At 27.7% G+C, this 26,180-nt stretch carries 23 protein-coding genes; 5 read left to right on the top strand and 18 right to left on the bottom strand.

What is annotated here, in order from left to right; genetic code table 11:
* Nucleotides 1-79 precede the first annotated feature (79 nt).
* A complete protein-coding gene (nadE, locus tag D9V73_RS00830; protein WP_158336398.1) occupies nucleotides 80-910 on the top strand; it encodes an ammonia-dependent NAD(+) synthetase in 831 nt (276 codons plus the stop codon).
* Between the two features lie 92 nt (nucleotides 911-1,002).
* Here nadE and sirB1 read toward each other — a convergent pair whose 3' ends face one another.
* The 3 genes from sirB1 to prfA all read right to left on the bottom strand — a co-directional run bounded on the left by sirB1 (nucleotide 1,003) and on the right by prfA (nucleotide 3,892).
* Nucleotides 1,003-1,812, bottom strand: a complete 810-nt coding sequence (gene sirB1 / locus D9V73_RS00825) for an invasion regulator SirB1 (RefSeq protein WP_158336397.1) — start codon at nucleotides 1,810-1,812, stop codon at nucleotides 1,003-1,005.
* Between the two features lie 152 nt (nucleotides 1,813-1,964).
* Nucleotides 1,965-2,807, bottom strand: coding sequence for a peptide chain release factor N(5)-glutamine methyltransferase (gene prmC, locus D9V73_RS00820; RefSeq protein WP_158336396.1), 843 nt, complete (start codon nucleotides 2,805-2,807; stop codon nucleotides 1,965-1,967).
* Nucleotides 2,804-3,892 (bottom strand): peptide chain release factor 1, encoded by a 1,089-nt coding sequence (gene prfA / locus D9V73_RS00815; RefSeq protein ID WP_158336395.1) that lies wholly within the window; start codon nucleotides 3,890-3,892, stop codon nucleotides 2,804-2,806. Before prfA ends, prmC begins: the two co-directional genes overlap by 4 nt.
* A 360-nt stretch (nucleotides 3,893-4,252) precedes the next feature.
* Between prfA and lolB the strand changes: the two genes are divergently transcribed.
* The 3 genes from lolB to D9V73_RS00800 all read left to right on the top strand — a co-directional run bounded on the left by lolB (nucleotide 4,253) and on the right by D9V73_RS00800 (nucleotide 6,734).
* Nucleotides 4,253-4,861 (top strand): lipoprotein insertase outer membrane protein LolB, encoded by a 609-nt coding sequence (gene lolB / locus D9V73_RS00810; protein ID WP_158336394.1) that lies wholly within the window; start codon nucleotides 4,253-4,255, stop codon nucleotides 4,859-4,861.
* Nucleotides 4,861-5,709: a 4-(cytidine 5'-diphospho)-2-C-methyl-D-erythritol kinase gene (gene ispE, locus D9V73_RS00805; protein ID WP_158336393.1), complete on the top strand. Its 849-nt coding sequence runs from the start codon at nucleotides 4,861-4,863 to the stop codon at nucleotides 5,707-5,709. The genes lolB and ispE overlap by 1 nt, the downstream gene beginning before the upstream one ends.
* Nucleotides 5,710-5,786: 77 nt before the next feature.
* Nucleotides 5,787-6,734, top strand: a complete 948-nt coding sequence (locus D9V73_RS00800) for a ribose-phosphate pyrophosphokinase (protein ID WP_158336392.1) — start codon at nucleotides 5,787-5,789, stop codon at nucleotides 6,732-6,734.
* Between the two features lie 117 nt (nucleotides 6,735-6,851).
* Here D9V73_RS00800 and D9V73_RS02995 read toward each other — a convergent pair whose 3' ends face one another.
* The 15 genes from D9V73_RS02995 to ndhC all read right to left on the bottom strand — a co-directional run bounded on the left by D9V73_RS02995 (nucleotide 6,852) and on the right by ndhC (nucleotide 23,959).
* Nucleotides 6,852-7,331 (bottom strand): CvpA family protein, encoded by a 480-nt coding sequence (locus D9V73_RS02995; RefSeq protein ID WP_158336391.1) that lies wholly within the window; start codon nucleotides 7,329-7,331, stop codon nucleotides 6,852-6,854.
* A gap of 56 nt (nucleotides 7,332-7,387) precedes the next feature.
* Nucleotides 7,388-8,638 carry a bifunctional tetrahydrofolate synthase/dihydrofolate synthase gene (folC, locus tag D9V73_RS00790; protein WP_158336390.1) on the bottom strand — a complete coding sequence of 417 codons (1,251 nt, stop codon included), beginning with the start codon at nucleotides 8,636-8,638 and terminating at the stop codon, nucleotides 7,388-7,390.
* A gap of 318 nt (nucleotides 8,639-8,956) precedes the next feature.
* Nucleotides 8,957-10,432: an NADH-quinone oxidoreductase subunit N gene (locus tag D9V73_RS00785; RefSeq protein ID WP_158336389.1), complete on the bottom strand. Its 1,476-nt coding sequence runs from the start codon at nucleotides 10,430-10,432 to the stop codon at nucleotides 8,957-8,959.
* Between the two features lie 6 nt (nucleotides 10,433-10,438).
* Nucleotides 10,439-11,977, bottom strand: a complete 1,539-nt coding sequence (locus D9V73_RS00780) for a NuoM family protein (RefSeq protein WP_158336388.1) — start codon at nucleotides 11,975-11,977, stop codon at nucleotides 10,439-10,441.
* Nucleotides 11,978-12,092: 115 nt separating this feature from the next.
* The gene (gene nuoL / locus D9V73_RS00775) at nucleotides 12,093-13,934 is read right to left on the bottom strand and encodes an NADH-quinone oxidoreductase subunit L (protein ID WP_158336387.1); all 1,842 of its coding nucleotides are present in this window, start codon (nucleotides 13,932-13,934) and stop codon (nucleotides 12,093-12,095) included.
* Complete coding sequence (gene nuoK, locus D9V73_RS00770) at nucleotides 13,931-14,233, bottom strand: NADH-quinone oxidoreductase subunit NuoK (protein WP_158336386.1); 303 nt, start codon at nucleotides 14,231-14,233, stop codon at nucleotides 13,931-13,933. The genes nuoL and nuoK overlap by 4 nt, the downstream gene beginning before the upstream one ends.
* A gap of 33 nt (nucleotides 14,234-14,266) precedes the next feature.
* Nucleotides 14,267-14,761, bottom strand: a complete 495-nt coding sequence (gene nuoJ, locus D9V73_RS00765; protein WP_158336385.1) for an NADH-quinone oxidoreductase subunit J — start codon at nucleotides 14,759-14,761, stop codon at nucleotides 14,267-14,269.
* 10 nt (nucleotides 14,762-14,771) lie between these two features.
* Complete coding sequence (gene nuoI, locus D9V73_RS00760; protein ID WP_158336384.1) at nucleotides 14,772-15,314, bottom strand: NADH-quinone oxidoreductase subunit NuoI; 543 nt, start codon at nucleotides 15,312-15,314, stop codon at nucleotides 14,772-14,774.
* A gap of 18 nt (nucleotides 15,315-15,332) precedes the next feature.
* Nucleotides 15,333-16,271: an NADH-quinone oxidoreductase subunit NuoH gene (gene nuoH / locus D9V73_RS00755; protein ID WP_158336383.1), complete on the bottom strand. Its 939-nt coding sequence runs from the start codon at nucleotides 16,269-16,271 to the stop codon at nucleotides 15,333-15,335.
* Nucleotides 16,272-16,302: 31 nt separating this feature from the next.
* Nucleotides 16,303-19,032 carry an NADH-quinone oxidoreductase subunit NuoG gene (gene nuoG / locus D9V73_RS00750; RefSeq protein ID WP_158336382.1) on the bottom strand — a complete coding sequence of 910 codons (2,730 nt, stop codon included), beginning with the start codon at nucleotides 19,030-19,032 and terminating at the stop codon, nucleotides 16,303-16,305.
* Nucleotides 19,033-19,151: 119 nt separating this feature from the next.
* Complete coding sequence (nuoF, locus tag D9V73_RS00745; RefSeq protein ID WP_158336381.1) at nucleotides 19,152-20,480, bottom strand: NADH-quinone oxidoreductase subunit NuoF; 1,329 nt, start codon at nucleotides 20,478-20,480, stop codon at nucleotides 19,152-19,154.
* A complete protein-coding gene (gene nuoE, locus D9V73_RS00740; RefSeq protein ID WP_261979187.1) occupies nucleotides 20,477-20,971 on the bottom strand; it encodes an NADH-quinone oxidoreductase subunit NuoE in 495 nt (164 codons plus the stop codon). Before nuoE ends, nuoF begins: the two co-directional genes overlap by 4 nt.
* Before the next feature lie 10 nt (nucleotides 20,972-20,981).
* On the bottom strand, nucleotides 20,982-22,739 hold the full coding sequence (gene nuoC / locus D9V73_RS00735; protein WP_261979201.1) for an NADH-quinone oxidoreductase subunit C/D: 1,758 nt from the start codon (nucleotides 22,737-22,739) through the stop codon (nucleotides 20,982-20,984).
* A gap of 132 nt (nucleotides 22,740-22,871) precedes the next feature.
* Nucleotides 22,872-23,546 carry a NuoB/complex I 20 kDa subunit family protein gene (locus D9V73_RS00730; protein WP_158336379.1) on the bottom strand — a complete coding sequence of 225 codons (675 nt, stop codon included), beginning with the start codon at nucleotides 23,544-23,546 and terminating at the stop codon, nucleotides 22,872-22,874.
* Nucleotides 23,547-23,569: 23 nt separating this feature from the next.
* A complete protein-coding gene (ndhC, locus tag D9V73_RS00725; protein ID WP_158336378.1) occupies nucleotides 23,570-23,959 on the bottom strand; it encodes an NADH-quinone oxidoreductase subunit A in 390 nt (129 codons plus the stop codon).
* A 257-nt stretch (nucleotides 23,960-24,216) separates the two neighbouring features.
* Here ndhC and dnaK point away from each other — a divergent pair, with 257 nt between their 5' ends.
* Nucleotides 24,217-26,130 carry a molecular chaperone DnaK gene (gene dnaK / locus D9V73_RS00720; protein WP_158336377.1) on the top strand — a complete coding sequence of 638 codons (1,914 nt, stop codon included), beginning with the start codon at nucleotides 24,217-24,219 and terminating at the stop codon, nucleotides 26,128-26,130.
* The last annotated feature ends 50 nt before the right edge of the window (nucleotides 26,131-26,180 follow it).

Raw genomic sequence — 26,180 nt, 5'->3', positions numbered from 1 at the left:
ATGTAATTTTATTTATTCTTTACAAATATATTATATATAATATAATTATTGAAACATTTATATATTGTGATGAGTACTAATGAACCTACAAAATAAAATAATAAAATTATTAGGAGTAAAACCCGTTATTCATCCTCCATCAGAAATCAACAGAATAATCAACTTTATTAAAATGTATCTTTTGTACTACAAACACATAAAAACATTAATTTTAGGGATTAGTGGTGGACAAGACTCTACATTAACTGGAAAATTATGTCAATTAGCTATACAAGAACTAAACAAAAATAATCATTTTAAAAAAACTTACAAACTTATTCTATTATGCCTACCCTACGGGCAACAAATAGATGTACAAGATTGTAAAGATGCTATAAATTTTATCCAACCTGAAATAATATTAAACATTAATATAAAAAACTCTGTTCTAAGTACAGAAGAATCATTAAAACAAGCAGGAATAGAAATATCTAACAATGCGCATGAAAATAATAAAGCTAGAGAAAGAATGAAAATACAATACAACATTGCTAGTATCAATAATGGAATCGTAGTTGGAACATATCATGCTGCTGAAGCTATAACTGGTTTTTTTACAAAATATGGAGATGGTGGATCAGATATTAATCCAATTTCCGAATTAAATAAAAATCAAGGAAAATTATTATTAAAAGAACTGAAATGTCCACCTAACCTCTATCTAAAGCAACCTAGAGCTAACTTAGAAGATACTCATCCATATAAAACTGATGAAGAAGTTTTAGGAATAACTTATCTTGATATCGATTCTTATTTAGAAGGTAAAAAAATAAGTAAAGAAAACCAACTAATAATTGAAAAATATTATCTTTATACTCAACATAAACGTCATATGCCAATTACACCGAGCACGTTATCAAAAATGTATTAAGCGTAATTCATATGTAAATTTTATTGTATATATCATAATTTATTATATAACAATATATTGATTTAAATCATCTCATAAAAACATAAATATATCTAATGCAACGTCATTCTTTTTTTCTCAATAGAATGAATTTGAATCTTTATTATTTCACTAACTGGGTCTTCAGGACAATGTTCTACAAAATAAATTAAATCAGTTAAAGCTACATGATTACAGTCTAGTTTAGCATATATTAATCCTCGATCTCGTATTTCATAAGGATCGTTGGGGTTAATTTTTAATAATACATTGCTAACGTTTAATGCTAATTCCATTTTTTTTTCTTCTATCAATGCATTCTTCAATATATCTAGCATTTTTTGTATAACTGTTGAATATTTAACTGTATCTAAATCATTCTCATATAATTCTGCTGTTGGACTTATATTTCCCTTTAACCAAACCGTTAAAATATGCTCGTTCAACGTTTCTCCATTCAATGGATTTATTAACCACATTTTTTTATTAAATTCATCAGAACGTAAAATAAGTTGAGTCGGGAAGATGACAGGCATAATAGGAAGATTAAGCTGTTGAGCAATATGTAATAGTATTGCTCCTAATGATACTGCAGTACCTGTTCGTGTTTTTAGAACATTGTCTAACCACAACATATTCGACAACTTATAAACTCCTGCTGCTCCTCCAAATTTCCAGTGTCTATAAAATAATTTTATCAACTTTTTTAATTTATAATATATTTCTTTTTCCGATTCTATATAAGATCTAGCTTCTTCTACTCTACTATTTAATTCTTGAGTAACAACATCGACAGGAAAATCTGGTCGAATCATACGTAATACAGCGATAATGGATTCACATAATGGTGATTTAGACACATCACAATCAAAAAAAGATGTCATATTTTTTCCAATAATTACATTATAGATGTTTCAATTTATTTAAAAATTTAAATACAACTACATAATCAGATATTAATATAAAAATATTATACCATGAAATAGTAACAACTTACCGAAAGATAGTACGTAGTTGCACGTTGAAAATACGATATTTATATTTGTTTTTTTTGACCGACTGTAATTCTATCATTTCTAGAATAATCCTTATAAGTCATGACATTAAAAAAATGATATTTCTTAAATAATTTTTGTACTGATATTTTTTGCGTCCAACCATGTTCTATTAATAACCAGCCCATATCATTTAAATATTTTTTAGAGTGTTTTATAATATATTTAATAGAACCTAATCCATTATTCGTAGAAATTAACGCAATCAATGGTTCAAATGACAATGATTTATCTAAACTAGTAATTTCATTTAAACTAACGTAAGGAGGGTTACTAACAATAACATCAAAAATTTCATTAACAGAAGAGAACCAAAAACTATGAAAAAATATAACGTTATTTAAATGTAATACTTTTGCATTTCTTTTAGCAATTTTAAGAGATTCTTGCATACAATCTACACCTATAATACAACAAGTTTCTCTTTCACTAGCCAATGCTAAAGCTACACAACCACACCCCGTTCCTAAATCTAATATCTTTTTTTTACTATCTTTCTCTACTCGCATTAATGTTTGTTCTACTAAAATTTCAGTATCTGAACGAGGTATCAAAGTAGCATTAGAAACCAACAAAGATAAAGACCAAAATTCTTTTTTGCCAACTAAATATGCAATAGGTTCACCACACATTCTGCGCATCAATAAACTATTTGCCAATTTGAGATCTTTACTATTTAGCTTATAACAACCATAACACATTAACCAGCTAATATCCTTATTAAGAACATAGCTAAGTAATACTTCAGAATCTAATCTAGCACTAATATTACCAATACTTTGTAATTTTATATAAGCTATATTTAACCAATATTCAATGTTCATAATATAGTATAGTTAGAAAAGTCAGACAAATAGTTAGCTTGGTATTCTTGAATAATTGGTTCAATTAATAAATCTAATTTTCCATTTAATATATCGCTCAAAGAATATAAAACTAAATCGATCCTATGATCAGTTACTCTATTTTTTGAAAAATTATATGTTCTATTTCTATCTGAACGCATTCCACTACCTACAAGATCGCGACGCATAATAGCATTTTTTTTACGACGTTGAGAATATTGCTCTGCTTGAATTCTTGAAACTAAAACAGATAACGCTTTCGCTTTATTTTTATGTTGTGAGCGTTCATCTTGACATTCTACTACATGACCAGTTGGAATATGAGTAATTCTAATAGCAGAATCTGTTGTATTTACATGTTGACCACCTGCTCCAGAAGATCTAAAAGTGTCAATTTTTAAATCATTAGGATTAATTTTCTCTATTTCTTTTTCCAATACTACTGGCATGACCGCCACTGTGCACGTAGAAGTATGTATTCGTCCTTGAGAATCTGTTCTAGGTACTCTCTGTACTCTGTGTCCTCCAGATTCAAATTTTAATCTACCACACGCTCCTTTACCAGTAACCTGCATGATAACGTCTTTCAAACCACCTTGATCGCTATGAGTAATATTAATTGTTTCTGTTTCCCAATGACGTAATTCTGAATAACGCATATACATTTTAAATAAATCACCAGCAAAAATAGCAGCTTCATCTCCACCTGTTGCTGCTCTTATTTCGACGAAACAACTTCTTTGATCAAACGGATCATTAGGCAATAATAACGCTTTCAATTGATTTTCTAATTTAACTTTGTTAAGAAGAACTATTTTTAATTCTTCTTCAGCTATATCACGCAATTCAATATCATTCAATAAATGTGAAACTGTTATTTTATTGCGTTCATTTTCTTTCCAATTAATAAAACAATTGTTAATGTCAGATAATTTTAAATATTCCTTAGATAACTCGCGAAACTTATCTTGATTAGTAATAATATTACTATCAGATAACATATATTCAATTTTCTTATACCTTTTATGTAAAGCTTGCAATTTTTTAATAATAGAACTTTTCACTTTTTAAATTACCCTTTAAAATAGTTTTTCAATATAATTATACACATAGTATACCCTTCTTTATAGATTTTCGATCTAAAACAAAAGTATAGATTTTACTGAATACATAAAAACATTGCTATCAATTGTTTCATACAGTTTGAAATAACCTTAATATAATTTTAAAAAATTAATACAACAATATTTTAATATTAATATAGTTTTAATAGTTTCTAACAAACTAAATAATTGTTAATAAAATAAATAGTTACTATATTTATAAAAATAATTTTAACTAAATATATACTGAATATTTCAAAATAATGATAAAATTTATTTAATACAAATAATTTTAAAATATATCGGAATTTCGTTTAATTTATGCGATTTAAACATTTTTTCTTTACCACAATATTTTGTTTATTACATACCTCATGTTCTATCAATATATCTAATACATTAAAATATAGATTAACGTGGGAAAATCAAAAAAATGCTTTAAAAAAAATAAAAGAATTTCAAATAAATGGTTACTTATTATGCTTTTCAAGAAAAACGAAAATTTTTAGTTGGTTTTTATTTAAACAATATTCACCGCAGCATTACGACATTACATTTATTAATCCTATTGGACAGATACAATTAAAAGTCGTTTTTTATAAAAACATTTTCAAAATCACTGATAACGAAGGTAAAATGCACATTAATCAACAACCAGAAATAACTTTATTCAAAGCAATTGGTTTAAAAATACCATTAAATTCTTTTAATAAATGGATGATTGGATTACCTGAAAAAAAACAAAAATATAGTCTTAAAGATCATACATATGTAAACGAGTTACAGTGTTTTTATAAAAAAAAATTATGGAAAATTACATATTCATATCATAAAAATAAAAAAACTCTTCCATTACTACCTAATTGGATTAAAATAAAACAAGAAAATGATTTTATTATTTTTAATATTAATAAATGGATTTTAAAATAATGAATACTATGTGGTTTTCTCCCGCAAAAATCAATCTATTTCTCTATATTACAAACGTTCGAAAAGATGGCTATCATAACATTCAAACATTATTTCAATTATTGAATTATGGAGATACAATATACATTACTCCTAACAATAGTGGAAAGATAAAGTTATTAACGCATATGCCGCATATATCTTATTCCCAAAATACAATGATTCATGCAGCAAAGCTGTTAAAAAGAAAAGCACAATATCTAATAAATCATTCATTACCACTAGGAGTTAATATTTCTATAAAAAAAAATATTCCGATAGGAGGAGGGCTAGGAGGAGGATCTTCTAACGCAGCAACAATTTTACTGGTACTCAACAAACTATGGAACATAAAATTTAAACTCTCGACATTAATTAAACTTGGAGAACAAATTGGATCTGACGTTCCTGTATTTATTACAGGTAAAACATCTATAGCAGAAGGAACAGGAAATATATTATATCCTATAAAAACAAAAAAAAAATGGTACTTAATATCTTATCCAAAAATCAAAATTTCTACTAAAAAAGTTTTTTCTCATCCAAAATTAAAAAGAAATTCGAAAAAAAAATGTATCACGTTACTATTAAAAATGCCCTTTAAAAATGATTGTGAACAACTTATCACAAAAAAATTTCGAAAAATAAAAAATTTAATTACATGGCTATCTAAGTATGCACCTTCTCGAATTACAGGAACAGGATCTTGTGTTTTTTCTGAATTTAATTCAAAACAAGATGCAAATAAAATTCTTTCTATACTACCTTCAAATATTTTCGGATTTATTACAAGTAGTACTAATACCTCCATGTTATATAGACAACTATAGTAATATTATTTATTTTAAACCATATTTTAATTATTATAACTAAGCAATTTACATATCTTATATAATGAGGTTTTATCGTGCCTGATATGAAATTATTTTCTGGAAACTCTGTTCCTAACTTAGCAAAATCTATAGCTAATAGATTATATATGAGCCTAGGACATGCATTAGTAGGCCAATTTAGTGACGGTGAAATTAGCGTTCAAATAAATGAAAATGTTCGAGGAAATGATGTGTTTATTATTCAATCAACATGTTATCCCACTAATGACAATCTTATGGAACTAATAGTAATGGTAGATGCTCTAAGACGAGCATCAGCAGGTAGAATTACAGCCGTAATTCCTTATTTTGGATACGCTAGACAAGACCGTCGGGTGCGTTCCTCTCGAGTACCAATTACTGCTAAAGTAATAGCTGATGTTTTCTCTAGTATTGGAATAGATCGAGTACTAACAGTAGATCTTCATGCTGAACAAATTCAAGGATTTTTTGATGTTCCCGTCGATAACGTATTCGGTAGTTTAATTTTATTAGAAGACATGCTACAAATAAATCTCAATAATCCTATAGTAGTTTCTCCAGATATTGGAGGAGTAGTAAGAGCAAGAGCTATTGCAAAATTACTGAACGATACAGATATGGCTATTATTGATAAACGCAGACCTAATGCTAATATATCACAAATTATGAACATCATCGGAGATGTTTCAAATCGAGATTGCGTTTTAGTAGACGACATAATTGATACAGGAGGAACATTATGCAAAGCTGCAGAAGCGCTAAAAGAAAGAGGAGCTAACCGAGTATTTGCATATGCAACACATCCTATTTTCTCAGGAAATGCAGCGAAAAATTTAAAAAATTCAGTTATTGACGAAGTGGTAGTTTGCGATACCATTCCTTTATCACAAGATATTAAAGTACTTCGAAATGTAAGAACGCTAACACTAGCTGGTATGTTAGCAGAAGCTATCCGTCGAATTAGTAATGAAGAATCTATATCTGCTATGTTTGAACATTAATTATAGATTAACTACATAAGCATTTTGAGTACAATAAAATTATTATTTTAGTTTACTGTACTCAAAAAACGTTTTTAAGTAAACATAAATTATTGTAAAATGTTATTAAAATCACATTCATTTTATAAAAACATTTTTTATAACATGCTTTAATAATATTTTTATAAAATAATTATAATAAGGAATTAATAATGAATTTTTAAAATTTTTACTATGAACAAAATTAGTTGAAAATTCCAGGAAAAACAATATCGTACAAATGATCAATACACCTCTAATAATACCAAAACATATTCCTAATATTTGGTTAAAAACAAATAAATGAAATTGGTTTATAAATGCTATTATTAAATAATTTAATATTTCTCTAATAATTAAAAAGAACATGAAAAAAGTTACGAAATGAATCATGTATCTTATAATCTTGTTATTAATATAAATCGATAAAAAAGAAAACCAATAATAATATTTTGAAAATATATATATTCCTATTCCCCACATCAACACTGATATAATTTCTTGAAAAAAACCACGAAAGAAGCTTATTGTAGTAGAAATGATAATAATCACTATTGAAATATAATCTATTCTGTTCATAAAGTATTTAATTTTTTATAAAAAATATGAATGCTATTTAACATTGTTTAACACATTTATTTAAATTTTAACATCTTATACATTTCATATACTGTAAAAAAAGATCCAAAAGCTATAATAATATCTCGAGTACTAACAATATTTTGAATCTTGTTCCAAGCATGTTTAGTACTAGAGCAAATTATAGAAGAACCAATAGGTAAATATTGAACAATGATTTCAGCAGAAACGCTTCGATTAGTTTGTAATGTAATACAATACCAATAATCTACTACTGAAATTAATGGTAAAAAAACATTTTTAATATCTTTATTTTTTAATATCCCAACTATAGCATATATTCGACTAAATCCTTTTATATCTATTAATTGTTTGGATAAATATGTCGTAGCATGAAAATTATGTGCTACATCTAAAATAACTTTAGGATTATAAGATAATATCTGAAAACGTCCAGGAATAGATATTTGACTAATACAATGTTTAACAACATTTTTATTTATAAAACATTTTGATTCAGAAAGAGCTGCTAACGCCGTAGCAGTATCTATTAATGATACTTTAGGAATAGGCAAATTTAGGCAATGAAATTCTTTACTAATAAACGCCCAACTATTATTATATTTTTTATAAAACCAATCTTTATTTATTAATTTTAAACGTACTCTATCCTTTTTAATGATATATTTTAATGATCTAGGTAAATTTTTTTCAGAAATAATTGCAATTTTATTTTTTCTAAGAATTCCAGCTTTTTCAAAACCGATTAGATCTCGATTGTTACCTAAAATTTCAGTATGATCTAAACCTATATTTGTTATAATTGAAATATTTGGATTAATTATGTTAGTAGTATCTAATCTACCACCTAAACCTACTTCTAAAATAATTACATCTAATTCACTGTATCTAAGTAAATATAAAGCAGACAAAGTGATAAACTCATAATACGTTAATGATAACGTATCTCGTGCTTGCTCAGTACGAATAAAAGAAAGCACATGCAAATTCTTGTTTAATTCACGTCCATTAATGCGAAGACGTTCAGTATATTGAAATAAATGCGGAGAAGTATATAATCCTACTCGATAACCAAGACCCAACAATATTTTTTCTAATACAAAACATGTAGTTCCTTTTCCATTAGTTCCTCCAACTATATAAATAAATGCATTTAATGGCAATATCCCTAACTTTCTAGCAATACATATAACATTATGCTTTCTATGTTCAATATTTATGCGAAATTTCTCAATATAATTTAACCATTCGTAAAAAGAAAATTGTTTAATAATATTATTTTTCATACATATAACCAAAAATCATGTTATTCAATAAATTATACATATATTATCGAATACATTAAAATATAAAAACTTGTTAACATCACTTTTTTAAACATACATAAATTAGATATCATATAATTTAATTTTTTTAATATAAATCTCTTCATAAAAACTTATTCACTAAAACAGTTTTTTAATATGTTCAATACTTTATTCTAAAAAAAAACTTATCAAAACTATTAATATATACTTTAATTTAACAAATTATTAACAGTTTAGATTAAAATAATAAACAGAAACTAATTTAATTAACAAAAAACAAATCATTGTACACTTATTTTATGAAATTATATTAAATAAAATAGGCTCAGACGTTGAAGCTATGTCTATCACTATATTAGGATAAACACCTAACAATAACACTATCAATGATATAATGAATAAAAAAATTATATGATTTCTATGACTTGAATTTAAATGTATCATTTCAGAATTACTGTCTAATGGTTTTAAATATAAACATGTAATTATTTTTAAGTAAGAATACATTCCAATTATTGATCCTATCAAAAAAATAATTCCTAAAAACCAAAAATTTTCTTTAACTATTAATGATAATATATAAAATTTACCAATAAAACCAATAGTCATAGGAATACCAGATAAAGATAATAACATTATAGTCATAATACTTGAAAAAATTGGATTACTCCAAAATAAACCACGATAAAAAGTAATAGAATCAGACTTTGATTCGTTATTTAAACTAGATACGATACTAATTAATCCGAATATTCCAATACTGGACAATAAATAACCTATCAAACATACACCTACTACTTCTAAAGAAAAATGAAAGTCATTAGAAGATAACAGAGATACCGAAAAATATCCAAACTGAGAAATAGATGAATATCCTAGAAATCTTTTAATACTAGTTTGAAAAAAAGCCATAAAATTCCCGAAAATAATCGATAAACATAATATAGCTTCTAAAGAAGTTCTAAAAAATTCTACATTAAAAGATGTTAAAAAAATAAAAATTTTGAAAAATAAACTAAATACTGCAATCTTTGTAGCAGTGGATAAATAAGTCAATACTATTGAAATAGTTCCATTATAAACATCTGGAGTCCATATGTGAAATGGAAACATAGACAACTTAAAAGAAAAAGCTAAGATAACCAATCCTAAACCACATAACAAAATATTATCTGGACTTGAAATAGAAGTTACTAATTCATATATCACACTCGATAATGTTAAACTTCCTGTAATAGAATATATTAAAGCAATACCAAATAATGCTAATACCGATACTGCTCCAGATAAAATCATATACTTAAAAGCTGCTTCTAAAGAATTTTTTTTAAAATATGCATATGCAATTAATCCTAATGCAGGTAAAGATATTAATTCCATGCCAATGAATATAATTGACATATGATTAGCAATAATTAATGAAATACAACCAATTGTAGAAAATAGCAATAATAAATAATACTCTTCACAATTGTATAAAATTTTTTTTAGATACGAATATGAAAATATACATGAAAAAATACTCGATAAAACAATCATTGAAATATACAATAATGAATACTTATCTATATGAAATAATACAGTAATATCGATTGGTATATCTTTTCGAATTATATACAAAGATAATAAAGTAAACGTTAACCCTGTAATAGAACATAAAAAAGTAAAAAAATGATCACGATCATATGCAATAAGCAACATTATAATTACTACAGTTAATACTAAAATAAATATTGGAGACAATGCTATTAACTGTTTTGCAGTTATTATCATTAAAAATTACGACCTTGTAGTTAAAATAAAATTAGAAAAAACAGTCCGGATATTGTTTATAGGGGATTCGGACATATTCAAAATTATATTAGGATATAATCCAATTAATATTAACATGACTAACAATGATATCGATATAAACATTTCACGACGAGATATACGTCGAATAAAATGTTTGCAAGTATATTGGAAAGAATAACCAAAATATGTCCTTTGTATCATAATTAAAGAGCATAGTGCAGAAATAATTAAAGAGAAAGAAACAATGCTAGATAATAATACATTATTATTAAATGTGCCTAACAATATCATAAATTCGCCAACAAAATTTCCAGTTCCAGGCATACCTAAATTCGCAGCTGCAAAAAACATAGAAAAACCGGGTATCCAACATATGTTGGACCATAATCCACCCATTTGCTTCATATTACGGGTATGAGTATATTGAAATAGTTGCCCTACAAGACTATATAAAGCAGCAGTAGAAAACGCATAAGCAATAGTTTGTATAATAATTCCTTGATAAGCTATCTGATTAGCACTATAAATAGCAATTAAAATAAAACCTGTATGTGATATAGACGTATAAGCGATTAAACGTTTAATATCAGTCTGAGAAAAAGCTACAAATGAAGCATAAAATATAGTAATAACTCCTAATAGCATAAAAACATACGCAAACCTAGACGAAGAATTAGGAAAAAGAACGATATTAAATCGTAGTAATGCATAAACAGATGTTTTCAATAAAATACTCGAAATATCTAATGCACCTGAAATCGGAGAATAAGTATGAAATTCTGCAAACCATCCATGAAATGGAAAAATCGGAACTTTTATAGCGAATGCTAAAAAAAATCCTAACATAATGCAACTTTCTGAAAAATCATTTAATTTAATACTACGAAGCAAATCATAATTAAAACTTAAAATATGGTTAGACGCATAATAAGAATACACTAAATATAAAATCGAAAATAATAAAATTAAACCAGAACATTGAGAATACATAAAAAATTTGTTAGCAGCTGCATATCGTTTTAAACATGTTCGCGCATCATTAATCCTATGACCCCAAAAAATAATCGAAAAATATACTGGAAATATTATCATTTCCCAAAATAAAAAAAATAAAAATAAATCAATGGAAAGAAAAATTCCTATAGAAAAACTTAAGATCCATAATAAATTTAGATAAAATAATCCAATACGATCCTCAACTGTATCCCAAGAACACAATATAGATATGATTCCTAAAATGCTAGTTAATATTAGCATAAGAATAGAAAATCCATCCGCAGCTAAATGAAACATAATTCCAAATCGTTTTATCCAAGAAACTTCGTATTCAAAATTCCAATAAGACTTATTTGTATTCGTAGATACCAGCGTTAGATCGTAAAATAATAATGAAATAGATAGCATCAAAACTATACTCATTAATACTAATGCAATATAATGAGAAATTTTTATACCATATCGATCGAAAAGCCAACACAGTATTCCACCCATGAAAGGAATTATAATAAAAATAGGAAGTAGCATGTTAATTATGTTCCCGATTCTAGTATATTTACTTAGTAAATTTAATAATATGTAAATAATTAGAAATATTTACCCCAATTAATTTAAATAACATCTTATTATATCAAGTTAAAAATTAACTATGTAATGTTACAGTTAATAGTAATATTAAACATCCAGATAAAACCAATATGATGTATGAATGTAAATATCCATTATGAATGAATAATAATTTTTTATAAAAATCATTTAACAAAATTTTAGGATAACGAATAACAATATCAATAGGATCAGAATATAAAATTTTAGAAATATAAAGATAAGGTTTAATAAAAATTAAATTATACACACAATCAAAACCCCATGCATTAATCCAAAAATAATTTATATACATTCCCACTCTAGTACGTAATATATTATCAATTATCTTACTATTTACTACCCATAAATAATAAGATAAAACAATGCCAAATAAAGATATAAAACCACATATAACTTCTAATAAAAGCCTTGAATGAAAAATTACTTTTTCCATAGGGAAAACGTAAGACAATGGGAACACAATATACGATTCAATAAAAGTAGAAAAAACTATCAATAACACCAATGGGAAATTATGACTAAATGATGATTTAGATATACACTGTTTCTTTACAACTCTATGAAATATTACAAACACCATTCTGAATGTATATATAGTTGTTAACAACAAACCTAAGAAACAAGATATAAAAAAAATAATATAATTATTTTCCCAAGCAAAAAATAAAATATCCCCTTTACTGTAGAATCCTGACGTAATAATAGGAAACGAAGATAAAGAAGCACCGCCAATTAAAAATGCAATGTATAAAAAAGGAAGTTGATTCTTTAATCCGCCCATTTTAAAAATGTTTCTTTCATTGTTTAATGAAATAATGATTGAACCAGCAGAAAGAAAAAGCAAAGCTTTTAAAATTGCATGAGCAATTAAATGTCTAATGGTTGCAGTCCAATTTTGCATACTTAATGAAATCAACATATAACCTATTTGACTCATAGTCGAATAGGCTAATATTCGTTTTATATCAGTTTGAACTAAAGCCGAACAACAAGAAATAATTAAAGTACTACTACCTATTATTCCTAAAATATATAACACTTCTGGACAAAATAAAAATAAAAAATGAGTTCGAGCTATCAAATATACTCCAGCTGTAACCATAGTAGCAGCATGTATTAGAGCAGATACCGGAGTAGGACCAACCATAGCATCTACTAACCAAGTATGTAATGGAACTTGAGCAGATTTTCCTATAGCTCCAATTAACAGAAATACAGTAATAAAATATAACGATCCTATATGCTCATTTATTGTAATTGTTTTTAAAATTAATTTTAATTCTTCAAAATTTGTAGTTCCAAATTCTCTATAAATAAAAAATATTGATAATAATAAAAAAATATCTCCAATTCTAGTAATAATAAATCCTTTTAAAGCGGCATAACCAGAACTGATATTTTTATGATAAAATCCTACTAATAAATAGGAACATATCCCAACTCCTTCCCATCCTAAAAACATAAATACTAAATTATCAGATAGAACCAATAATATCATGCTAATAATAAACAAATTCATATAAGCAAAATAATTTGATAACTCACATTTAATACGCATATACCAAGCAGAAAATAAATGAATCAGAAATCCTATACAAGTTACCATAACTAACATAGTAAGAGACAAACCATCTATCAATAATCCAAAATTAATTTTAAAACCATTTACGGATATGAATGTCCATAATTTTTTAGTTAATATATTTTCTCCTTGATAAGAAAATGTTGTCATTAAATAAATTGAAAATAACATAGATAAAAAAATAGATCCAATTGCAAATCTTAACACTTGCTTATCAGAAAAACATTCTTTAAAAAAAAATAATGAAATACAACTTGTTAACGGAATTAAAATTATTATATACGCAATACTCATCCATGCATCTCACTTAACTTATTAATGTCTAAAGTTTTAAATTGTCGGTAACATTGTACTAATAATGCTAATCCTATTCCTGACTCTGAAGCACCTAAAGTTAAAATTAAAATATACATTATTTGTCCATCTACTTGGTTCCAATAACTACCCACTACTACTAATGCCAAAGATACTGCATTAATCATGATTTCTAAACTAATCAACATAAATAATATATTTCTGTGCATAATTAACGATATTAAACCTAGGATTAATAAAATAGACGATAAAACCAGACCATGAAATAAAGAAATCATACGTAATTATCCTAACTTAATTAATAATATTTATCATACTTTCTTATTCTTTCCAATATGGCATACAACTACCAATGCACTCAATAATAATATTGATGCCAATTCAACCAGAAAAATATAATCACTAAATAATTTTATTCCTACTTCTTTCGTACTAATTACTGTATTAAATATATATCTATTGTTTAAGCCAAATAACAAAAACACTATGGAAATAGTTAATACTAAGAACAGAATAGCAAACATTGTTAATTTAACTACAGATTTATCGGATGTTACCGAATAATAAGTGAAATCTTTAAAATTAAACATCATAATTACAAATACAAACAATACCATAATAGCACCAGCATAAATTATAACTTCTAATGCAGCTGCAAAAAACGCTCCTAGTGAAAAAAATATACCAGACGTAGATAAAAAAGATATTATTAAATAAATCAATGAATGCATGGGGTTTTTACTGAAAATAGTTAATATAGTACATATAATTGATATCAATCCAAAACTATAAAAAGAAAACTCCATACTATTGCCCTTAAGGTAGTAATGTTTTTACATCAATCGGATGAGATTCAAAATCTAAATCTCCTTTTTTCTTTTCTTCCATATCCACACCTGAAAATCGATAGAAATCATAGTCAGAATATTTACCAGGCCCAGAAATTAATAAATCTTCTTTTTCATACACTAAATCCTGCCTTTTATGTTCCGACAATTCAAAATCAGGAATCAATTGAATAGCAGCTGTCGGGCAAGCTTCCTCACATAATCCACAAAATATACATCGAGAAAAATTAATTCGAAAAAATTCAGGATACCAACGTTTAGTTTTTGAGACAGATTTTTTCAATGAAATGCAGCCTACAGGACATACTACTGAGCACAAATTGCAAGCAACACATCGCTCTTCACCTTTCAAATTTCTAGATAATATAATACGACCCCTATATCTAGGAGAAAGGTAAACAGGTTGCTCTGGATACATAACAGTTTCACGTTTTGAAAAAATATTAATAAAAGTTAGCCACATACTACGTACTTGACTAATTAAACTATACGCTTTTTTTAAAATATTCATATAATTAATCTCTGATTACTAAGATTTACATAATATAACAATAGAAGTGATCATTAAATTTATTAATGTTAATGGAAAACAAAATTTCCATCCGAATAATATTATTTGGTCATAACGAGGACGAGGTAAAGAAGCTCTAATTAAAAAAAACATAAATACAAAAAACATAGTTTTTAACATAAACCAAAAAATAGAAGAAGATCCAAATAATAAACTACCACCAAAAAATAAAGCAGTAATTAAACTCGAAACTATTATGATAGAAATATATTCTCCGATAAAAAATAAACCAAATTTCATTCCCGAATATTCAATATGATAGCCATCTGCTAATTCCTGTTCTGATTCAGGTTGATCGAAAGGATGTCTATGGCATAATGCTAAACCTGCTATAAAAAAAGTAATAAACCCAAAAAATTGAGGAATACAATTCCACATAAATAACTGACTTTTAACAATATCAATCATATTAAAAGACTGTGCACGAGCTACTACTCCCATTAAAGAAAGGCCTAAAAAAACTTCATATGACAATGTTTGTGCTGTAGCTCTAATTGAACCTAATAATGCATATTTATTATTACTAGCCCAACCAGCCAACAATACAGAATATACAGATAATGAAGCCATCATTAAAAAAAATAAAATACCTATATTCAAATTGATTATCACAAAATGAAAGCTAACAGGTATTATTACTATAACCAATAGCAAAGACATAAACCCTAATATCGGAGCTAATACAAAGATTATTTTTCTACTAAAATCGGGAATCCAATCTTCTTTAAAAAATATTTTAATCATATCTGCTACTATCTGTAACGTTCCCTGCCAACCAACTCTATTAGGTCCATAACGATTTTGTAATAATCCTAATACTCTACGTTCTACGATACTCATCATTGCTGAACAAATTAAAATAAAGAACAAAATTAAAATAGATTTTAAAACTAGCACTTTCCCCCCATTATAATTATTAAAAACATAATCATACAGTTATCTTCCGTAAATTTACAACCATTCTCCGAGATAAAAAAAGAGGAATATCAAGATAACCTAGAAGCAATCCCAACTGTCCAGACTCAATTTCAGAAGAAACTTTAACTTTTATTACAAATTTTGTATCAAAATAACTAAATTCCATTGTCGATCCTGATTGAACAGATAAACAATCTGCATCTTGTTTACTAATCATGCCTATTGCATCTTTTAATGTATTTCTTTTTATTACTGGAGATAATTGTGACAATTGTTCACTACCAAATAACAAATAATAAGGAAATATACTATAATTTTTGTGAAAAATACCAACAAGAGTATTGTCAAACCAAGGCATAGATTTATTAGAATCGTACAAACACAAGCGTTTACCAGAATCTCCACAATATAATTCTCCATTAATATTCTTCTGAAACTTATTCCATGCTTGTATAGAATTCCAACCTGGAACCCAAGCAAAAGGTATATAAGAAGAATGCTTGTAGGATTGTTGACAACCTTCCATCGAAAATGAAAACATAGAATTCTTATCTTCTGGCTGGCTAATCTCATGTACATCAATATTAGATCTTACGGAAGTTCTCCCACTACATCGATGTGGAGATCGAGCTAATTTTTGACCAAAAACTTTAAAAGATGAATCAGGAGCTATAATTCTTAACTGCTTAAAATTCAAATTATCAGAAAATATACTATGAACAACATCATCTAACCTATACCACATCTGATGCTTCTTACGTAATGTACAATCTATACGATGCAACCACATCCAACTATCTAAAATATGCCAATTATTACCATAAAAATTTGGATCATATACCTGAAAAAAACGTTGTGCTCGACTTTCATAATTTACAACAGTTCCTGAACTTTCAAAACTATTAGTTACTGGAAGAGCAATATGAGCTTTTTTCATAGTATTAGTATTAATATGATCAATAACCAAGATGTTTTTAACATTATTAAATACTTGTTTAACTTTAGATTTAGGAAAATATCGATATAAATCATTTTCTAAAATTATTAAAGAATCATATTTTTTTTCTAATATACTATTCATAGCTCTTTCTAAAGAAATACCCTCTAACAAACCTACACCTAAACTATTAGAAGCAGACGTTAACAAAACTAATCCAACTCGTTTTTTTATATTCTTTAACGCTTTTGCTATATTATGAGCCGCTTGAATTAATTCAATACTATTAGAATGAGATCCTGAAATAATAAGAGGATTTTTAGATGATAACAATGCATAAACAATTTTTTCTACAATTATAATTTCATTTTCACTCAAATTACTTACATTAGAAAAATTACGATCAATTTTATGAGCAATTTCAAAACTTAATTTAACCTGATTATTTATAGAACAAAAATAACTTGCTTCAGAAATATCATCCAACTTAGTACTATGAGTATTAATGATAAACAATTTATTTCTTATCTTTTGTGAAACGTTCTTAATAGCCAATGTATGCCACTTTGGAATATTTTTAGATAAGGCTATGCTTCTAGACTTTCCTTTTACTGCTTGACGAACAGAAAGTGCTATCATTGGAGAGGTTTGAGTAATATCTTCACCTAAAATAAGAATTGTATCATACTCCTCAATTTCTCGTAATGTAGGAGTATAAATTCCACTATTTTTCAAAATTTTTATAATTAATATTACACAATCCCACTCATTTTGAAGCATTCCAACCGAAAAATGTTCTATTCCCACCAAATTTTGTAGTGCATAATTGCTTTCTAAACTAGCTCTACTAGAACCTATTCCTAATACTTTAGATACAGATACAAGACGTTTTGTTATTAGTTCGATAGAAGAATCTACACTTTCTAATACTTTTTCTTCATTTTTAAATCGAACAACAGAATATCTAGGACGATCTTGCAAATTAGAATAGCTATAACTAAATCGACCTAAATCACACAAAAAATAACGATTTATACTTCCGTGATATCGATTTTCAATCTTACATATTTCTCCATATTTTTCTCCAGCAGTGATATTACACCCAATACAACAATGCTGACAAATGCTTGGTGCATATTGTAAATCCCATTTTCTTGTATATTTTTCTGATTGTATTTTGTCAGTAAAAACTCCAGTAGGACAAACATCAATTAAATTTCCCGAAAATTCACTGTCCAGAGGTCCTTCTTCTAATCGTCCAAAATAAACATTATTACTAATTCCATACACTCCAAAATCTATACCATCAGAATAATCTTTATAATAACGAACACATCTATAACACGATATACATCGATTCATTTCATGTCCAATAAAAGAACCTAAATACTGGTTATTATGAGTCCGCTTTTTAAATCTATAACGACGAATATAATGTTTATTCATTACTGTCATATCTTGAAGATGACAACTACCACCTTCTTCACAAACAGGGCAATCATGAGGATGATTAGTCATTAACAATTCAGTAACGCTTTTTCTAAAATCTTTTGATTCATGATCATCGGTAGAAATTATTAATCCTTCTACAATAGAGGTCATACAAGATACTACTAACCGACCAATTTTATCTTCAAAACTATGATATTGTTTTACAATACACTGTCGACATGCACCAACACTTCCTAATGCTGGGTGCCAACAAAAATATGGAATATCAAAACCAAGAGATAAACAGATATGTAATAAATTATCTGATTCATTAACATCATATTTTTTATTATTTATAAAAATAATAGTCATAAAATCGTTTTTATTCCCATTCAATAGAATCTTTATGAAGGTATAAAATATTATATTTAACAAACTCAATAATATTTCGTTTAAAACAATACTATTAAAATATTTTTCATTTGATTAACTTACTCCATATTCGATTGAATACCTTCAATAGATTTAACACTGATAATTGAAGATCTCGAAAGACCAGATTCAAATTCTGAACGAAAATGTTTAATAGCACTTTTTAAAGGTGAAATTGCTCCTGGAGCGTGCGCGCAAAATGTTTTTCCTGGTCCTAGATGATGACACAATTGCTCTAAAATTTTAATATCATTATTTTGACCTTGATGTTTCTCTAATGATCTCAAAATAGAGACAATCCAAGGTAAACCATCACGACACGGAGTACACCACCCACAAGATTCACGAGAAAAAAATTCTTCAATATTTCTAACCAAAGATACCATGTTTACAGTATGATCTACTACCATAGCAATAGCAGTACCTAATCGACTACCTGCGTTGCTAATACTAGAAAAGCTCATAGGTAAATCAATATGTTCAGGCGTTAAAAAATCTGTACTAGCTCCACCTGGCTGCCAGGCTTTCAATTTTAGTCCATTTTTCATACCACCAGCATAATCTTCCAATATCTCGCGCGCAGTAATTCCAAAAGGTAACTCCCATAAACCTGGGTTTTTAACTTTTCCTGAGAATCCCATCATTTTAGTACCAGAATCAGTACTTTTCGATAAATTTTTATACCATTCTGAACCGTTAGAAATAATAGACGGTATATTAGATAACGTTTCCACATTGTTTATACAAGTAGGCTTTCCCCACAGTCCCGCCATAGCAGGAAAAGGAGGCTTAAATCTTGGATTCGCTCTCTTTCCTTCCAGCGAATTAATCAATGCAGTTTCTTCTCCACAAATATAACGACCTGCACCACTATGCAAAAAAATTTCAAAACTTAATCCTGACTTCAACACATTACTGCCTAAATATCCGTATTCATTTGCTTCAAAGATAGCTTTCTTTAAAATATTTTCAGATTCAATATATTCACCTCTCAAAAAAATATAACTTCTTCTAACTTTCAATGCTAATGCACTAATCAACATACCTTCTATTAATTGATGAGGGATTTTTTCTATTAAAAATTTATCTTTATACGTTCCAGGTTCCATTTCATCAGCGTTACATAACAAATAACGAACGCTAGAGCTACTATTTTTAAAAACCAAACTCCATTTTATTCCTGTAGAAAACCCTGCTCCTCCGCGCCCCTTTAGTCCCGAATTTTTTATAGTATTTATGATTTCTTCAGATTTAATAGTTTTAATTGCTTTTTCAAACGCACAATACCCACCATTTTTTTTATATTCTTGAATCCAGACTACATCTTCATTTTCATTTAACCACCAAGTTAACGGATGGGTTTCTGAAGTACGCAATATTTTTTTCACTTATGTAATTCCAACAATTTAACTATTGATTTTAAAGTTACACGAGAAAAAATAGTATCGTTTATCATTATAGTCGGAGCTTTATCACAATTTCCTAAACAACATATCGGTAACAAAGTAAAACGCAAATCTTTTGTTGTTTCTCCAATTATAATATTCAAATGATTTTCTAAAAAATGTCTAATTTTTTCGCAATCATACATATAACATACTACACTATCACAATAACGTATTATATTACGTCCTACGGGACGTCTAAAAATCTGACTATAAAATGTAGCAATTTCTTCTAAGTCACTGGCAGAAATATCAAGAATTTTTGCTATTTCATAAATAGCTTTTTTAGAAATCCAACCTCTTTTTTTTTGAACAATTTTTAATGCTTCTATAGAACTAGCTCGAGCATCTTCATAATCATTTTTTTTATTCAATATCTCTGTTTTTTCTTCATTACTTAATATAAAATCATTATCTAACGTTTCTTTTAACATATTTTTAAGTTCAACGATCAACATCAGACATAACGAAATCAATACTACCTAAATAAACGATTAAATCTGATATTAAACTTCCACGAATAACTGACGGTATTTGTTGTAAATGAGGAAAACTAGGTGTTCTTATTCTAGTCCTATAACTTGTAGTATTACCATCACTAATTAAATAATAGCTATTGATTCCTTTAGTTGCTTCAATCATTTGAAAACTCTCATTAGGAGGAATTATCGGACCCCAAGAAACTTGTAAAAAATGAGTAACCATAGTTTCAATATGTTGAAGCACTCGTTCTTTAGGTTGAGGTGTAGTTAATGGATGGTCTGCCTTAAAAGGACCATCTGGCATATTGTTTAGACATTGCTTCAAAATAAAAAGACTTTGCCAAATTTCTTCTACTTTTAACATAACTCGAGAATAACAATCACTAATACCAGTTCCTATAGGAATTTCAAACTCGAAATTGTTATAACCTGAATAAGGTCTATTTTTCCGAACATCAAAATCTAGGCCCGTAGCACGTAGTCCAGATCCTGTTACACCCCATTTTAACGCCTCGCATTTATTGTATTCAGCCACACCTTTTGATCTACTAATTAAAATACTATTTTTTAATGCAGAATTAACATATTTAATTAACCGGTCAGGCATCCATAATAAAAAACTTTTTAGTAATTCACTCCATCCTTTAGGCAAATCATGAGCAACTCCTCCAATTCTAAACCATGCTGGATGCATACGAAATCCAGTAATCGCTTCAATAATGTCATAAATTCTCTGACGATCAGTAAAAGCTAAGAAAACAGGTGTCATAGCACCAACATCCTGAATAAAAGTAGAAATATACAATAAATGACTATTGATTCTAAATAATTCGGATAACATAATACGAATCACTTCTACCTTTTCTGGAACTTTAATGCCTGCCATTTTTTCTATTGCTAATATATAAGGCATTTCGTTAACACATCCACCAAGATATTCGATACGATCAGTATATGGAATATAACTATGCCACGTTTGACGTTCTCCTATCTTTTCAGCTCCACGATGGTGATATCCAATATCCGGAACACAATCAACTATTTCTTCTCCATCCAATTGCAAAACAATACGAAATACTCCGTGAGAAGATGGATGATTAGGTCCTAAATTTAAAAACATATAATTACTACTAGTACTATGTTTTTTCATCCCCCACTCTTCCGGGCAAAATTTTAATGAACTCATTTCCGAATCTTCTTTAAATTTATTCAAGGTAAAAGGAGAAGACTCAGTCGCTCTAGAAGGATAATCTTTACGCAAAGGATGACCAATCCAGGTTTTAGGCATAATAATACGAGTCAAATGTGGATGATTGTCAAAAATAATTCCGAACATTTCCCAAGTTTCACGTTCATACCAATTAGCATTCGGATATAATCCTGTTAATGTAGATACATTAAGTTTGTTACTCAATAACGCAATTTTGAATATCACATCACTATTTCGAGAAAAAGAAATAAAATGGTAAAATACCGAAAAATCAGCTGATGGTAACCCATATCGATGAATACGACATCTTTCATCGATACCATGAAGATCAAATAATGTAGTATATGGATTACAAATATTTAACAAAAATTTTCCAATTTTTAATAATAAATCAGAACTAATCCATAGTACGGGAACGCCCATTAAAGTAGATTGAAGAACAAATTTATCCTTACCAAAGTTATTAAACAATTCTTTTACAATATCACTATTAATATGACTAGCGATCATATTCTCTTTTACATCATTATATCTAGCCACAATATTTTTTTTCATAGATTACATAATAATCTCATATTATTTCGTTAAATAGAAAATAAAGCAAAATAAAACTATCACAATCAAGTTTACTTATACTTCGTTTTAAACTTTATCTTGAGAGCGAAGTGTCTTAATAGAAATATGTCTTTCTCTACGTTTACTTTTCTCTGAAGGAAAATTAGCACGATAAACTCCTTGCTCTCCAATAACCCACGAAAGTGGGCGACGTTCTTTAGAAATAGATTTTTGCAACAACATTAACCCATCTATGTACGCTTCAGGTCTAGGAGGGCAACCAGGTATATATATATCTACAGGTAAAAATTTGTCTACACCTTGAACTACAGAATAAACATCATACATACCTCCTGAATTAGCACAAGAACCCATAGAAATTACCCATTTTGGATCTAACATTTGATCATATAAACGTTGAATAACAGGAACCATTTTAATGAATGGAGTCCCAGCTATAACCATAAAATCAGCTTGCCTAGGAGATGCGCGAAACACCTCAGAACCAAATCGCGCGACATCATTTATGGAAGTAAATGAAGTAACCATTTCCACATAACAGCAAGATAATCCAAAATTATAAGGCCACAAAGAATTTTTTCTGCCCCAATTAACTAGGTTATGAATATATTTACTAATTTTACCCATATAAATATTTTTTTTAATATAATCTTCAATAGGATCAGATGTAGTTTCCTGTTTTTGAATAGGATAATTTTTATTTTGCTCTGAAACGTTTATTTTAGTTAACGTATATTTCATAAAATTACCTGTTTGTCAGAAAGTTAACCGCTGGTTTTTCGTAGGACTTTCGACTCCCAATTTAACGAATTTAAGCGAATTAAATAAATTAATCCAAACAACAAAAATAGAACAAAACACATAACTTCTACAAAACCGGTCCAACCTACTTGAACAATACTAATCGACCACAAATATAAATATAATGCTTCGACATCAAATAAAACAAAATATATCGCTATTAAATAAAACTTTATAGATATATTGACACAAGAATCATCAACAGGATCTATTCCTGATTCAAAAGGAGTATGTTTATATCGAGATTGAGATTTTCCACCTAATATTGAACTCAATAGTAACATTAATAAACAAACTCCTAAAGCCATAAAAAAAAATACAAAAAAAGCTAAATATTCAGAATAATAAAACATTCTTACAAAATTCATAATTTTATCAATATAATTTTTGATGAAAATATAGATATACTAAACTAAAAATCAAAGATTTTCTATTCAAATACAATATATTAATCACTTTAAATGATTTTTTTTTACGTAAACCTTGATGATTAAAAAAGCGACCCCATCTATTTATTATCAAACTATATAAATTTTAAATATGTTTTAAAAATAGTTACATTAAAAATCATATTTAATAAATTTATACATATATCAATAGGAAATTAACAATGAGTAAAATAATTGGTATCGATTTAGGAACTACCAACTCTTGTGTAGCAATTATGGATGGAAATAAAGCACGAGTTCTAGAAAATGCAGAAGGTGATCGAACAACACCATCAATAATCGCGTATACCCAAGATGGAGAAATATTAGTAGGAAAACCTGCTAAACGTCAAGCAATAACCAACCCAAATAATACGTTATTTGCAATAAAACGTTTAATTGGAAGAAAATTCACTGATGACGAAGTACAACGTGATATCAAAATAATGCCATATAAAATAATTAAATCAGACAATGGAGACGCATGGATTAATATAAAAAAACAAAAATTAGCACCTCCTCAAATTTCTGCAGAAGTATTAAAAAAAATGAAAAAAACTGCAGAAGATTACCTAGGAGAATCAATAACAGAAGCAGTTATTACTGTTCCTGCTTATTTTAATGATGCCCAAAGACAAGCTACAAAAGATGCAGGTAAAATTGCAGGATTAGACGTAAAAAGAATAATTAATGAGCCAACAGCAGCAGCATTAGCTTATGGTTTAGATAAAGATAAAAGTAACAAAGTCATAGCTGTATACGATTTAGGTGGAGGAACATTTGACATTTCAATCATAGAAATAGACAATGTTGATAAAGATAAAACTTTTGAAGTTTTAGCTACTAATGGAGATACACACCTTGGTGGGGAAGACTTTGACAGTAGACTAATAAACTATCTATCTGAAGAATTTAAAAAAGATCAAGGTACTGATTTAAGAAATGATCCGTTAGCTATGCAACGTCTAAAAGAAGCTGCAGAAAAAGCAAAAATTGAACTTTCTTCTACACAACAAACTGATGTTAATCTTCCATATATCACAGCTGATTCAAATGGTCCTAAACATTTAAATATAAAGGTTACTAGATCTAAATTGGAATCTTTAGTAGAAGATTTAATAATACGTTCTATCGAACCACTGAAAACCGCGCTAAAAGATGCTAAACTATCTATTTCAGATATTAATGATATTATTTTAGTAGGCGGTCAAACACGAATGCCTATGGTTCAAAAAAAAGTAGCAGATTTTTTTAAAAAAGAACCAAGAAAAGATGTAAATCCAGATGAAGCAGTAGCTGTCGGAGCAGCAGTTCAAGGAGGCGTATTATCTGGAGAAGTAAAAGATGTACTATTATTAGACGTTACACCATTATCTTTGGGAATTGAAACTATGGGTGGAGTAATGACTACGTTAATTAACAAAAATACGACCATTCCCACAAAACATAGTCAAATATTCTCTACCGCAGAAGATAATCAATCAGCTGTAACAATACATATACTTCAAGGAGAACGAAAAAGATCAATAGATAATAAATCATTAGGCCAGTTTAATTTAGATGGTATTCAACCTGCTCCAAGAGGAATGGCACAAATTGAAGTAACATTCGATATTGACGCTGATGGAATTTTACATGTATCAGCAAAAGATAAAAATACAGGAAAAGAACAAAAAATTACAATCAAATCCTCATCCGGATTAAGCGAAACTGAAATTAAAAAAATGGTATCTGATGCAGAAGCAAATTCTGAAGCAGATCGAAAATTTGAAGAACTAGTAAAAATAAGAAATCAAGGAGATCAAATTTCTCATAGAACTAGAAAACAACTTCAAGATGTAGAAAAAACTATAGATAAACAAGATAAAGATAAAATTAACAAAGCTTTAGAAGATTTAGATATCTCCTTGAAAGGAGAAAATAAAACAGATATAGAAAATAAAATTCAAAATTTATTAAAAATTTCTGTAAAATTAATGGAACATACCAAAAACAACTCGAAACCTAATAATGTTGATAACAATGAATCTACTTCAAAACCTGAAGAAAACGTTGTAGATGCAGAATTTGAAGAAGTAAAAGATCCGAAAAAATAACATTAATTAATACAATACTTTAAAATGAATAACACGAGCATAAAACATTA

The sequence above is a fragment of the Buchnera aphidicola (Melaphis rhois) genome (genome assembly GCF_005080745.1).
Taxonomy (GTDB): domain Bacteria; phylum Pseudomonadota; class Gammaproteobacteria; order Enterobacterales; family Enterobacteriaceae; genus Buchnera_B; species Buchnera_B aphidicola_AT.
This window is presented reverse-complemented; position numbering and strand designations above follow the sequence as displayed.